11 protein-coding genes are annotated in these 12,509 nt (G+C 73.1%); 7 read left to right on the top strand and 4 right to left on the bottom strand.

Annotation, left to right across the window (positions count from 1 at the left end):
- The 3 genes from N865_RS20605 to nirD all read left to right on the top strand — a co-directional run.
- Positions 1-1,325: FAD-dependent oxidoreductase (locus N865_RS20605; protein WP_034810140.1), on the top strand; the 1,325-nt coding region annotated here is incomplete at its 5' end.
- A complete protein-coding gene (gene nirB, locus N865_RS20600) occupies positions 1,325-3,877 on the top strand; it encodes a nitrite reductase large subunit NirB (protein ID WP_034810136.1) in 2,553 nt (850 codons plus the stop codon). The genes N865_RS20605 and nirB, both read left to right, overlap by 1 nt.
- A 34-nt stretch (positions 3,878-3,911) precedes the next feature.
- Positions 3,912-4,367, top strand: coding sequence for a nitrite reductase small subunit NirD (gene nirD, locus N865_RS20595; protein WP_084328435.1), 456 nt, complete (start codon positions 3,912-3,914; stop codon positions 4,365-4,367).
- A 91-nt stretch (positions 4,368-4,458) separates the two neighbouring features.
- Here nirD and N865_RS20590 read toward each other — a convergent pair whose 3' ends face one another.
- Together N865_RS20590 and cobA are read right to left on the bottom strand one after the other, a co-directional pair.
- On the bottom strand, positions 4,459-5,724 hold the full coding sequence (locus N865_RS20590; RefSeq protein ID WP_084328434.1) for a uroporphyrinogen-III synthase: 1,266 nt from the start codon (positions 5,722-5,724) through the stop codon (positions 4,459-4,461).
- Positions 5,721-6,734: a uroporphyrinogen-III C-methyltransferase gene (gene cobA / locus N865_RS20585; RefSeq protein WP_051511184.1), complete on the bottom strand. Its 1,014-nt coding sequence runs from the start codon at positions 6,732-6,734 to the stop codon at positions 5,721-5,723. The genes N865_RS20590 and cobA overlap by 4 nt, the downstream gene beginning before the upstream one ends.
- A gap of 167 nt (positions 6,735-6,901) precedes the next feature.
- Here cobA and N865_RS20580 point away from each other — a divergent pair, with 167 nt between their 5' ends.
- Complete coding sequence (locus N865_RS20580) at positions 6,902-7,579, top strand: sirohydrochlorin chelatase (RefSeq protein ID WP_034810134.1); 678 nt, start codon at positions 6,902-6,904, stop codon at positions 7,577-7,579.
- On the opposite strand, the gene N865_RS20575 is transcribed toward N865_RS20580, so the two are convergent.
- Positions 7,572-7,937, bottom strand: a complete 366-nt coding sequence (locus N865_RS20575; RefSeq protein ID WP_034810133.1) for a fluoride efflux transporter FluC — start codon at positions 7,935-7,937, stop codon at positions 7,572-7,574. The genes N865_RS20580 and N865_RS20575 overlap by 8 nt on opposite strands.
- Positions 7,934-8,296, bottom strand: a complete 363-nt coding sequence (locus N865_RS20570; RefSeq protein WP_034810132.1) for a fluoride efflux transporter FluC — start codon at positions 8,294-8,296, stop codon at positions 7,934-7,936. Before N865_RS20570 ends, N865_RS20575 begins: the two co-directional genes overlap by 4 nt.
- Positions 8,297-8,403: 107 nt before the next feature.
- Here N865_RS20570 and N865_RS20565 point away from each other — a divergent pair, with 107 nt between their 5' ends.
- The 3 genes from N865_RS20565 to N865_RS20555 all read left to right on the top strand — a co-directional run bounded on the left by N865_RS20565 (position 8,404) and on the right by N865_RS20555 (position 12,410).
- On the top strand, positions 8,404-9,072 hold the full coding sequence (locus N865_RS20565; protein ID WP_034810131.1) for an IMPACT family protein: 669 nt from the start codon (positions 8,404-8,406) through the stop codon (positions 9,070-9,072).
- Between the two features lie 118 nt (positions 9,073-9,190).
- Positions 9,191-10,597 (top strand): wax ester/triacylglycerol synthase family O-acyltransferase, encoded by a 1,407-nt coding sequence (locus tag N865_RS20560; protein ID WP_034810130.1) that lies wholly within the window; start codon positions 9,191-9,193, stop codon positions 10,595-10,597.
- Positions 10,590-12,410, top strand: coding sequence for an AMP-dependent synthetase/ligase (locus tag N865_RS20555; protein ID WP_051511183.1), 1,821 nt, complete (start codon positions 10,590-10,592; stop codon positions 12,408-12,410). Before N865_RS20560 ends, N865_RS20555 begins: the two co-directional genes overlap by 8 nt.
- The last annotated feature ends 99 nt before the right edge of the window (positions 12,411-12,509 follow it).

Below are 12,509 nucleotides of genomic sequence, written 5' to 3'. Positions count from 1 at the left end.
CTCAGGGGGTTGGGGGCACGCGGGGGGTGGAGGACGCGCGGGTCGTCGCGTGGGACGAGCTCGTCCTCGCCACCGGCAGCACATCGTTCGTGCCGCCGATCGAGGGCCTCGACGCGGATCACCTCCTCGCCGGCACGGTCCCGGGAGTCGTCGCCTTCCGCACGGTGGACGACTGCCGCCGGATCGTCGAGACGGCCACGTCTGCGGCGCACGCGGTCGTGCTCGGCGGGGGACTGCTCGGCCTCGAGGCGGCCCGCGGCCTCCTCGCCCGCGGGGTCCACGTCACGGTGGTCCACCCCCAGGGCCACCCGATGGACCGTCAGCTCGATGCGGACGGCGGGGCCGTCCTGACGCGGGTCGTGAGGGGCCTCGGCGCGCGGCTCGTGCTCGGCCGCTTCGCGGTGGCCCACCGGCCCGCAACGCCCGAGACGAGCGCAGAGGTCGTCCTCGACGACGGCTCCACCCTCGCGGCCGACCTCGTCGTCGTCGCCGCGGGCGTGCGCCCGCGCACCGACCTCGCCGCGCACCTCGGTCTCGAGGTCAACCGGGCCGTCGTCGTCGACGACCAGCTGCGCACCTCGCTCCCCCACATCCACGCGATCGGCGAGTGCGCCGAGCACCGAGGAGAGGTGCCCGGCCTCGTCCAGCCGGGCTGGGACCAGGCGCGGGTCCTCGCCGATGTCCTGAGCGGCGCCGACCCCCACGCCACGTATGCCGGCACCTCGGTCCTGACGCGGCTCAAGGCGCACGACATCGACCTCGCGAGCATGGGGTGCGTCGACATCGACGTCCACGACCCCGACCACGAGGTGCTCGCCTTCACGGACCCGAGCCGCGGTCGCTACGCGAAGCTCGTCCTGCGCGCGGACCGGCTCGTCGGCGCGATCCTCCTCGGCGTCGGCGACGCGGCCGGGGCGCTGACCCAGCTCTACGACACCGGGGCACCCGCCCCGAGGGACCGCCTCGTGCTCATGCTCGGTCGCGCGGTCACCCGGGCGGCGGCCCCCGAGTCGGTCAGCCTCGCCGAGATGCCCGGTTCGGCCGTCATCTGCCGGTGCAACACCGTGACGAAGTCGGCGATCGTCGCGGCCCACCGGGACGGAGCCGACACGGTCCCGGACGTGGCCGAGGCGACCCGCGCGACGACCGGCTGCGGCGGGTGCACCTCAGCCGTCGAGGGCCTCTGCTCGTGGCTGCGGTCCACCGACCCGTCGCCCGACCCCGCACAGCCCAGCCGCCGAACGACCCCCGAGACCCCTGCCCAGACCCCGGTGCCCGCCCTGAACGCAGCCCTCAACGCAGCCCTGAACGAAGGAGCAGCCTGATGTACCTCCCCACCCAGCGCACGGTCGTCGTCGTCGGACACGGCATGGTCGGTCACCGGTTCGTCGAGGCCCTCCGGTCCCGTGACACGGACAGCACGTGGAAGGTCGTCGTCCTCTCGGAGGAGGCGGAGGCGGCATACGACCGCGTCGGCCTCTCCTCGTACGTCGGCGCCTGGGACCGGGGCTCCCTCGCCCTCCCCGGCAACACGTATGCCGCCGACGACCTCGTCGACCTGCGGCTCGGCACCCGCGCCGACCACGTCGACCGCGGTGCGCGGACCGTCACGACGAGCGCGGGTGAGGTCGTCGCCTACGACGCGCTCGTCCTCGCGACGGGGTCCTACCCCTTCGTCCCGCCGGTGCCGGGGCATGACGCCGACGGCTGCTTCGTCTACCGCACGCTCGACGACCTCGACGGGATCCGCCGTGCGGCCGAGACCGCGCTGGCGCGGGCCGCGGCCGAGGGTCGGGAGGCCAACGGGCTCGTCGTCGGGGGCGGCCTCCTGGGGCTCGAGGCCGCCAACGCGCTGCGGCTGCTCGGCCTGACCCCCCACGTCGTCGAGTTCGCGCCGCGCCTCATGCCGCTCCAGGTCGACGCCGGAGGCGGAGCCGTGCTCGAGCGCCTCATCACCGACCTCGGCGTCCACGTCCACACCGGGGCCGCGACGCAGTCCATCGCGAGGGAGGAGGACGGACGGCTCGCCGTCGGGCTGTCCGACGGGTCGGCCCTGCTCACCGACCTCGTCGTCTTCTCGGCCGGGGTCCGTCCCGCTGATGCCGTGGCGCGCTCCGCCGGGCTCGACGTGGGCGAGCGCGGCGGTGTCGTCACCGACATCACGTGCCGCACGAGCGACGAGAACGTCTGGGCCGTCGGGGAGGTCGCGGCGGTCGAGGGGCGCTGCTACGGCCTGGTCGCGCCCGGCTACACGATGGCCGAGGTCGTCGCCGACCGGCTGCTCGGCGGCGAGGCGACCTTCCCCGGCGCCGACCTCTCGACGAAGCTCAAGCTCCTCGGCGTCGACGTCGCCTCCTTCGGCGACGCGATGGGGGCGACTCCCGGCGCCCTCGAGATCGTCCACACCGACGCGACGAAGGGCACGTACGCCAAGGTCGTCGTCTCGGACGATGCCCGGACGCTCCTCGGCGGCATCCTCGTCGGCGACGCGGCGGCCTACACGACCCTCAAGGCCTACGTCGGGAGGGAGGTGCCCGGCGACCCCGGCGCCCTCATCTCCCCGGCGGGGGCCGAGCTCGGCGCCGACGCCCTGCCGGACGACGCCGTCATCTGCTCGTGCAACAACGTGACGAAGGCCTCCATCTGCGGTGCCATCACGGAGGGCGCGTGCGACCTGGCAGCGCTCAAGGGCTGCACGAGCGCCGGTACGACGTGTGGCGGCTGCCTGCCCACCGTCAAGAGGCTGCTCGTCGACTCAGGTGTCGAGCTGTCGAAGGCCCTCTGCGAGCACTTCGAGCAGAGCCGCGCCGAGCTCTTCGAGATCGTCGCCTCGACGGGCATCCGCACCTTCTCGGCGCTCGTCGCCCGCTACGGCACGGGCACCGGTTGCGAGATCTGCAAGCCGACCGTCGCCTCGATCCTCGCCTCGACGGGCAGCGACCACGTCCTCGACGGCGAGCAGGCGGCCCTGCAGGACAGCAACGACCACTTCCTCGCCAACATCCAGCGCAACGGCACGTACTCCGTCGTTCCGCGTATGCCGGGTGGCGAGGTGACGGCGGAGCAGCTGATCACGATCGGCGAGGTCGCCCGCGACTTCGGGCTCTACGTCAAGGTCACCGGCGGGCAGCGCATCGACCTCTTCGGCGTCCGCGTCGAGCAGCTGCCCGCGATCTGGCAGCGTCTCGTCGACGTCGGCATGGAGTCGGGGCAGGCCTACGGCAAGTCGCTGCGCACCGTGAAGTCGTGCGTCGGGTCGTCGTGGTGCCGCTACGGCGTCCAGGACTCGGTCGGGATGGCCGTCGACCTCGAGCACCGCTACCGGGGGCTGCGCTCGCCACACAAGCTCAAGCTCGGCGTCTCCGGGTGCGCGCGCGAGTGCGCCGAGGCCCGCGGCAAGGACGTCGGCGTCATCGCGACGGACAAGGGCTGGAACCTCTACGTCTGCGGCAACGGCGGGCAGACGCCGGCGCACGCGAGGCTGCTCGCCAGCGACCTCGACGACGAGACCCTCGTGCGCTACATCGACCGGTTCCTCATGTTCTACGTCCGCACGGCCGACCGGCTCCAGCGCACCGCGCCGTGGCTCGACTCGCTCGAGGGCGGCCTCGACCACCTCAGGGCGGTCGTCTGCGACGACGTGCTCGGCATCGCGGACGACCTCGAGGCGGCGATGGCCCGACACGTCGCGGGCTACGAGGACGAGTGGAAGGCCGTCCTCGACGACCCGGTGAAGCTCGCCCGCTTCGTGTCCTTCGTCAACGCGCCGGAGGAGGCCGACCCGACGGTGGCCTTCGACGAGTCAGGACCACGGAAGGTGCCCGTCCTGCTCGGTATGCCGTCGACGAGACGCCCGAGCCACCCTCAGAGCACCTGACCCCAGTCCACCTGCACCAGAAAGGAATCCCCTCATGACGACGATCACCACCCCGTTCGGGCTCGCGCTCGCCCCCGATTCCGCGCCGGCTCCGGCGCGGACGGTCGTGCGCCCCGGTGTCCTGCCCGCCCCGGGGCCCAAGGACTGGGTGCCGGCCTGCGCGGTGCACACCCTCGTCCCAGGGCGAGGCGTCGCCGTGCTCCTGCCGGGCGGCGCCCAGGCGGCCCTCTTCCTGCTGCCGAACGGGATGATCTACGCCGTCGACAACATCGACCCGTATGCCGGTGCAGCTGTCCTGTCACGCGGCCTCACCGGCGACCGGGCCGGCGAACCGACGGTCGCGTCCCCGTTGCTCAAGCAGGTCTTCTCGCTGCGGACCGGGGTCGCGCTCGACGATCCCAAGGTGAGCATCCCGGCCCACAGCGTGCGCGTCCAGGACGGCGTCGTCCACATCGGCCTCCGATTGGCCGGCACCTCGGCCGTGCGGTGAGCGTTACGCCCAAAGGTGAGCGATCGGGTCTTCCTGTCAGTGGTACAGCACTGACAGGAAGACCTGGCGCTGACGGGCCGACCGACCGCGGTCAGACGTTGAGGCGATAGCCACGCCTCACGACGGTCTGGACGAGGTGACGGTCGGGCAGCGCGGCGCGAAGCCTGCTCATCGCCATGTCGAGCGCGTGCTCGTTCTCCGCATCGGGCAGCTCGTCGAGCAGTCGCTCGCGGCTGAGGACGGCCCCGGGCTCGGACATGAGCGCACCCAGCATCGCCCGCGGCCCACGAGCCAGGGTGACCGTCTCGCCGCCGAACCGGACCGTGCGGCCGTGAACGCGAAGCGGGCCGAGGGCGGTCTGGACCTCGGCGACCCCGTTGAGGGTGAGGTGCTCGACGACGACCCGGATCAGCGCCCCCATCCGGAAGCGCTCCGGCACGATGGGACTGATCCCGAGGTCGAGGAGCGGGGTGGCCGTGACAGGGCCGACGGCGGCCGCCGTGACCCCGCAGCGCATCGCCTCGACGAGCACCCCGTCCATGCCGAGTTGAGCCGCCGCCGAGACGAGCCCGTCGACGGCCGGGGCCGAGGTGAAGGTGACGACGTCGACCTCGCGGGCCGCGATCGCGGCGACGAGGCGGCCGAGGCGGCTGTCGTCGGTGGGCCTGACCCACCGGTACGGCGCGACGGTGTGCACGGTCGCCCCGGCTGTCACGAGACGGTCGAGCTGCTCGACGTCCTCGTGCCCGTGGAGCTGGACAGCGACCGTCCGGCCGCGGACATCGGCGTCGAGGGCGAGGCCGACCGCGGAGGCCGTCCGCTCGTCGGCGGCGATCGCGTCGTCGTCGTGTCCCGCGGCGCGCACCGCTCCGCGCGCCTTGGGCCCTCGGACGATGATCCGGGCCCGGTCGAGCGTCCGGGCGAGCGCGTCGCCGAGACCCGCGGCCTCGGCGCACTCGACCCAGCGCCGGAAGCCGTATGCCGTCGTGACGATGACCACGTCGGGTGCACCCGCGATGATGGCCCGCGTGTCCTCGAGCAGGATCTCGTCCTCGTCGACCGGGGCGATCCGCACGGCAGGGGCGTGGACGACGTCGGCGCCCCGCCTCGCGAAGGCGTCGACGAGGTCCTCCGAACGCCGGTCGGAGGTCACCGCGATCCTGAACCCGGCGAGCACCGGTTCGGGCGGCTCGGGCGGCTCGGCGGACACGATCGGCCCGGCCTGAGCCGTCCCCGGAGCGGATCCCGCGCCGGGACCGACGAGCGGCTCCGCCTCGGGGTCCGGCCCGCTCAGCTGCTCCGACCAGGCCGTGCTCGGATGCCGGCGCGCGCGCGGATCACCGGCCCGGTCGCTCATGCGACGCCGTCCAGCCGGTCGGCGTCGACCCGCCGCGCCCAGACCTCGGAGCAGCGCACGACCTCGCCGATGACGATGACCGCGGGCGAGGCCACGCCGGACCGGGCCGCGAGCGCCGGGAGGGAGCCCAGAGTGCCGACGACGCTGCGCTGGTCGGGCGTGAGGCCGCGCTCGACGACGGCGGCCGGCGTCTGCGGGTCGAGCCCGGCCCTGGTCAGCGACGCGGCGATCGGCACGAGGTTGTGCACACCCATGAGGACGGCGATGGTGCCGCCGAGCGCGGCGAGGGCTCCGGCCTGCGCCTCGTCGAGCGGCACGTGCCCGGACACGACCGTGACGAGGTGGCTGACGCCGCGGTGGGTCACGGGGATGCCGGCCGAACCGGGCACGGCGATGGCCGAGCTCACGCCGGGAACGACGGTCACGGGGAGCCCGGCCGCGACAGCAGCCTCGACCTCCTCGCCGCCGCGGCCGAAGAGGTAGGGGTCGCCGCCCTTGAGGCGCACGACGGTGAGCCCGCGCAGGGCGCGCTCGACCATGAGCTGCTCGATCCGGTCCTGGGGCACGGAGTGGTGGCCGGGGCGCTTGCCGACGTCGATGACCTCGGCACCCGGAGCGAGCGCGGCGAGGTCACCGACCTGGGCGAGCCGGTCGGTGAGCACGACGTCGGCATCGGCGAGCGCGCGGACGGCATCGAGCGTGAGGAGTCCCGCGCTTCCGGGGCCGGCCCCGACGAGCACGACGCGAGCCCGGGCACGAGTCGGGGTGGCCTCCCGCACGACGAGGCAGTGGGCGGTGAGCACCGTCATCGCCTCGTCCCACCCGTCGGCCGGGCCGACGACGACCGCGAGCCGCATCCCTGCGACCCGGTCCGCAGTGACCTCACCCGCGGACGAGGCGACGGAGACCTTCGCGCCGGCCCGGACAAGCCGCCGGACAGCCGCCCCGGTCAACCCGACCGGTCCCACGACGAGGACCGGCTGGCCCGCCACATCGGTCTCCACCAGCACGGCTCCCACCTCCTGCGCTCTCCTGGACTCTCCGGGGCTCGGCGATCCCTCCACGGTAGGAAGATCGTGTTTCCCCGGCGTTTCCGGCGGTTGAGGGGCCGGTAACGGTGGTCTCACCGACCCGGCCGGTCCTGCGGAGGCGGGCGCAGACCTGACACAGTGGTCGGGTGCTGCCCGTCCTCGTCGCCGCCTCGCACGGCACCGCGTCCCCCGAGGGCCAGTGCGCGGTCGCAGGCCTCGTCGAGGCCGTCGCTCGCCGCCGGCCCGACGTCGAGGTCCGTGCGGCCTTCGTCGACGTCCAGCAGCCGGACCCCGCCGCCGTGCTCGAGGAGCTCGACGGACGCCCGGCCAGGCTCGTCCCGCTCCTACTCTCGGCGGGTTACCACGTCTTCGTCGACCTGACCGAGGCGGCCCGGGCCGTGCCCGGCACCACGGTCGCGGGGGCCCTCGGCCCCGACCCGCGTCTCGCCGAGCTGCTCCGCGGTCGACTCGAGCGGGCGGGACTGCGCCCGGACGACGTCGTCGTGCTCGCCGCCGCCGGCTCGTCGCAGGCGTCAGCGGTCGACGACTGCCGGAGGATCGCCGCGGAGCTCGCGCGGCTCATCGGCCGACCCGTGACGGCCGGCTTCCTCTCGGCCGCGGAGCCGCGCCTCGACGACGCGGTCGCGGCCGCCCGGGTCGAGGGCCGTCGGGTCGTCGTCGCGACCTACCTGCTCGCCCCGGGCTTCTTCGCCGACCTGGCCGCACGAGCGGGAGCAGACGTCGTGACCGAGCCCCTCCTGCTCTCGGACGAGCCTGCCGCTGGGGCACTCGTCGACATCGTGGTCGACCGCTACCTCAGCTGACGACCGTCCAGGCGCCCCAGGCCGCCCCGATCCCGAGGGCGACGTTGAGGCCCACGTTGCGCACGGCGACCCACCGCCGACCCTCGAGCCACAGCTCGGCGGTGTCGCACGCGAGCGTCGACACCGTCGACAGTCCGCCGCAGAGTCCGCCGACGATGACGAGGACCCAGACGGGGTCGATCCTGCCCGTCCCGGCGACGACAGAGCCGCCGATGGCCGACGCGGTGGTGTTGGCGACGAGCACCCCGAGCGGGAACTCGTGCCGGGCCAGAGCTCGCACGAGGCCCGTCTGGACGAGGGCGCCGACGGAGCCGGCGAGCACGGCGAGGACCCAGCCCCACCACGGGACGGCGCTCACTCGTCCTCCTCCTCGGCGGCGACCAGGAGGTGGCCGAGACCCATCCCCAGGGCGGCCGCGGCGATGCCGAGGACGATGCTGACGACGAAGCCGAGCCACACGGCATACCCGGGGGTCGAGTCGACGAGGGCGATGGTGAGCGCCGAGAAGGACGTGAACGCCCCGAGCGCGCCCGAGGCGAGGAAGGCACGCACGCGCGGGTGGAGGGGCAGTCGGACGACGACTCCGAGCAGGAACGCGCCGGCGACGTTGACGACGCTGATCCTCGGGTCCCACGCCCCCTGGCCCCCGCCCTGCGTCAGCAGGAGGCGGAGCAGCGTACCGAGCGCGCCACCGAGCGCCACCGCGAGCGGATGCATGCGGTCAGTCTGGCAGTCCGAGCAGGCCCCGGCCCGGTGGTCCACGGGCCGGGCAGGGCGGCATACTCGGACCGTTCGCCCGCCCGCTCCCCTCGACACGGATGCGTATGCCGCTCTCCCCCACCCGCTCGTACCTCACCGTCGCGTCGCCGGCGACGGCGGAGATCGAGGTCAGGCGGTCGCGGTTCCGGTGCGACCTCGACCGCGTCGAGACGGAGGAGGCAGCCAGGGCGTTCATCGAGCGGGTCCGGGCCGGCTCACGGGACGCCCGGCACCACTGCACGGCCTTCGTCCTCGGACCGGACGGCATGACCCAGCGGAGCAACGACGACGGCGAGCCCTCCGGCACCGCCGGCGCCCCGATGCTCGAGGTGCTCCGCGGTCGGGGACTCAGCGATGTCGTGGCCGTCGTCACGCGTTGGTTCGGCGGGACGCTCCTCGGCACGGGTGGGCTGATCCGCGCGTACGGCGACGCGGTGCAGGCCGCGCTCGACGCCGCGACGACGGTTCGCCGCGAGGAGCGCAGGCTGTGGTCGGTCGAGGTCCGGCACGAGCACGGTCCTCGCGTCGAGAACGCGCTGCGTGGGCGGGCCGCGGTCGCTGTGACCGACGCTGCGTGGGGTACGACCACCCTGACGCTCGGCCTCGCGGTCGACCCGGCGTCCGGCCTCGACGTCACCGCCCTCGTGGCCGAGCTCACGGGCGGCGCGGCGGAGCCCGTCGAGGTCGGCCACACGTGGGTCGACGTGGCCGTGGACGGTTCGCCGGGCGGCTGACGCTGCGCGTCACAGAACTGCCGAGGCTGCGCGCCCGGGGACTGCTGACGCGACGCGTCCGAAGAGTCACGGACCAAAGGCCCTCGTGCGCCGGGGACCACGCTGCGACGGTGGCCCCATGGACACCCTCAAGCCGCTCGACGCTGCCTTTCTGGACCTCGAACGGTCGGTGCAGCAGCTCAACGTCGGGTCGGTCATGATCTTCGAGGGCCCCGCACCGACGCTCGCCCGGATCCGCAGCGAGTTCGAGGCCCTCCTGCCTGCCCTCCCCCGGTATCGGCAACGGGTCCGGCGGGTGCCGCTCGACCTGGGCCTGCCCCGCTGGGTCGACGACCCCGCCTTCGACCTCGACCACCACGTCCAGCACCTCCGGCTGCGCGCCGGTGCCTCCGACGAGCAGCTGCGGACCGTCGCGGTCGGCCTGATCTCGGCACCGCTCGACCTCGAGCACCCGTTGTGGCGCTGCTGGCTGCTCACCGGGCTGGAGGGCGGGCGCTGGGCGCTCGCCAACACCAACCACCACGCGATGATCGACGGCATCTCGGGCGCGGACATCATCGGCCTGATGCTGCGGGCCGACCGGGACGTGCCGCGCCGCGTGTCCCGGCGATCGGTCACCTGGCACCCGGGGGCATCGCCCTCGTCGGTCCGGCTCGCCGCCGAAGCCGGCGTCGACCTGCTGCGCAGCCCGCTCGTGGCTGCCCGCCGACTGACGCACGCGCTCCTGCCGTGGACCGTCAGGGAGAGTCTCGTCGAGGCCTACGGAGTGGCGCGGGCCGGCGAGCAGGTCCTTCACCCCGAGCTCGGTCTCACCGGCCACCTGGGACCCCACCGGAGCTGGGGATGGGTCCGAGCGGACCTCTCGGACGTCAAGGCCGTCAAGACGGCCCACGGGGGCACCGTCAACGACGTCGTCCTTGCCGCAACGGCCGGCGGTTTCCGCGCGCTCCTCGAAGCGCGGGGCAAGCCCGTCGACGGACGGACGGTGCGCAGCATGGTCCCGGTGTCCGTCCGGCACGCCGACGAGCACGGGACCCTGGGCAACCGGGTCTCCGCCGTGCTCGCCGATCTTCCCGTGGGCATCGCCGACCCCATCGAGCGGCTGCATGCCGTGACCGCGCAGCTCAGCTCGCTCAAGGCCGGCGGCACGGTCCTCGGCCTCGACGCCCTGCTCGACTCGGCCGAGCTGGTCCCCGGTCCCCTCTACGCCCTCGGCGTCAGGCTGTGGGCCCGCACGCCCCAGCGGGTCATCAGCACCGTCACCACCAACATCCCCGGCCCGCAGGTCCCCCTCTACCTTCTCGGCCGGCGCCTCACGGACCTCTACCCCTACATCCCGCTCGGGGTGGACATCCGCATCACGATCGGGATCGCCTCGTATGCCGGGCAGCTGGCTTGGGGTGTCACCGCCGACAGCGACTCGGTCACCGATCTCCAGGTCCTCTGCGACGGCATCGAGACGTCGCTGGCAGAGCTCGTCCAGTCCATCCCCACTCCGAGTGCACGGCAGGCGCATCATGCATGAGACATCCGAACCGATCGCGTACGTCCCCGCTCCGCAGGACCTTCTCAGCGACGACGTCGTCACCAACGCACGAGAGCACGGCGACGAGGTGGGCTACTCGCGCCGCGTCGGCGACACGTGGAGGCGGGTCACCCATGCGCAGTTCGCGAAGGAGGTGGTCGACCTGGCGGCGGGGTTGATGGCCTGGGGTCTCCAACCGGGCGAGCGCGTCGCGATCATGGCCGGCACGAGCTACGAGTGGATGCTCTGCGACTTCGCCATCTGGACGTCCGGCGGAGCCACGGTGCCGATCTACGAGACGTCCTCTGCGGAGCAGGTCGAGTGGATCCTCGGTGACTCCGGGAGCGTGGCCGCCTTCGTCGCCTCGGACGAGCTCGCCGCCACGGTCGGCGGTGTGCGTGCCTCGCTCCCCGACCTGCGCGACGTCTGGCTCTTGGACGAGCGCTCGCTCGGTCAGCTCGTCGATGCCGGGCGCGACGTCCCACGGGTCGACGTCGAGGCGCGCCGGACCTCACGCACGAGTGACGACCTGGCGACGATCATCTACACCTCGGGCACGACGGGGCGCCCCAAGGGCTGCACCATCACCCACGCCAACCTGCTCAGCTCGGTGCGCAACGTGCTGGCCGCCCCCAACGTCACCGAGCTCGTCTTCAACGAGCGGAGCAGGACCCTGCTCTTCATCCCCGTCGCACACATCCTCGCGCGGGTCATCCAGCTGGCGGCCGTGCGGGCGCGCGTCCACCTCGCCCACAGCAGCGACGCGAAGAACGCAGCCCCCCTCCTCGTCGACTTCGAGCCCACTGTCGTCCTCGCGGTGCCCTACGTCTTCGAGAAGATCTACAACACGGCCAAGCACAAGGCTCGGAGCGAGGGCAAGGGCTGGATCTTCGACCGGGCCGACCACGTCGCCGGCGCCTACAGCGAGGGCGTGGACCACGGGGGTGCCGGGGTGCTGACCGGCATCGAGCACGCCGTCTTCGACCGGCTGGTCTACGCCAAGCTCCGCGCTGCCATCGGTGGCCACACCGAGTACATCGTCAGTGGAGGCGCTCCGCTCGGCTCCAGGCTCGGCCACTTCTTCCGCGGCGTCGGAATCAACCCCCTGGAGGGCTATGGGCTGACCGAGACGTGCGCCGGGGTCACCCTCAACCTCCCCGGGCGCCAACGGATCGGGACGGTCGGGCGGCCGCTCCCGGGCGTCTCGGTCCGGATCGCCGACGACGGTGAGGTGCTGCTCAAGGGCGGGCAGGTCTTCGCCGGCTACTGGAACAACGACGCGGCGACGGCAGACGCGTTCGACGAGGAGGGCTGGTTCCGCACGGGCGACCTGGGTGCGCTGGACGACGACGGCTACCTGCGCATCACCGGGCGCAAGAAGGACCTCATCGTCACCTCCGGAGGGAAGAACGTCGCGCCGGCCGTCCTCGAGGACCGGCTGCGTGCGCACTGGCTGCTCAGCGAGGCCGTCGTCGTCGGTGACGACCGTCCCTTCGTCGGGGCCCTGCTCACGCTCGACCTGGAGACCCTGCCCCTGTGGCTGAAGGAGAAGGGACACGCGGCGGATGCGGGGGTCGCCACGGTCGAGAAGGACCCGATGCTGCTCGCTTCGCTCCAGCACGCCGTCGACGACGCCAACCTGGCCGTGTCGAAGGCGGAGCAGATCAAGAAGTTCCGCGTCCTGCACGACCAGCTGACGATCGAGAGTGGCCTGCTGACACCCACCCTCAAGGTCAAGCGGGCCGCGGTGCTCAAGCGGTTCGCCCCGGAGATCGACGAGCTCTACGCGAAGGACGAGTCGCGGACCGGGTGACCGGAGCGGGAGGCGGCCCAGCGGCATACCGACTGGTTGCCAGGGCGTCGTGACGGCCTCGCGGTCTAGGTGTACTCGGTCATGACGTTGGTGACAGGC

It is taken from the genome of Intrasporangium oryzae NRRL B-24470, assembly GCF_000576595.1.
GTDB classification, from domain to species: domain Bacteria; phylum Actinomycetota; class Actinomycetes; order Actinomycetales; family Dermatophilaceae; genus Intrasporangium_C; species Intrasporangium_C oryzae.
The sequence above is the reverse complement of the archived record's forward strand: the minus strand, read 5'-3'. Positions and strand labels throughout refer to the sequence as shown.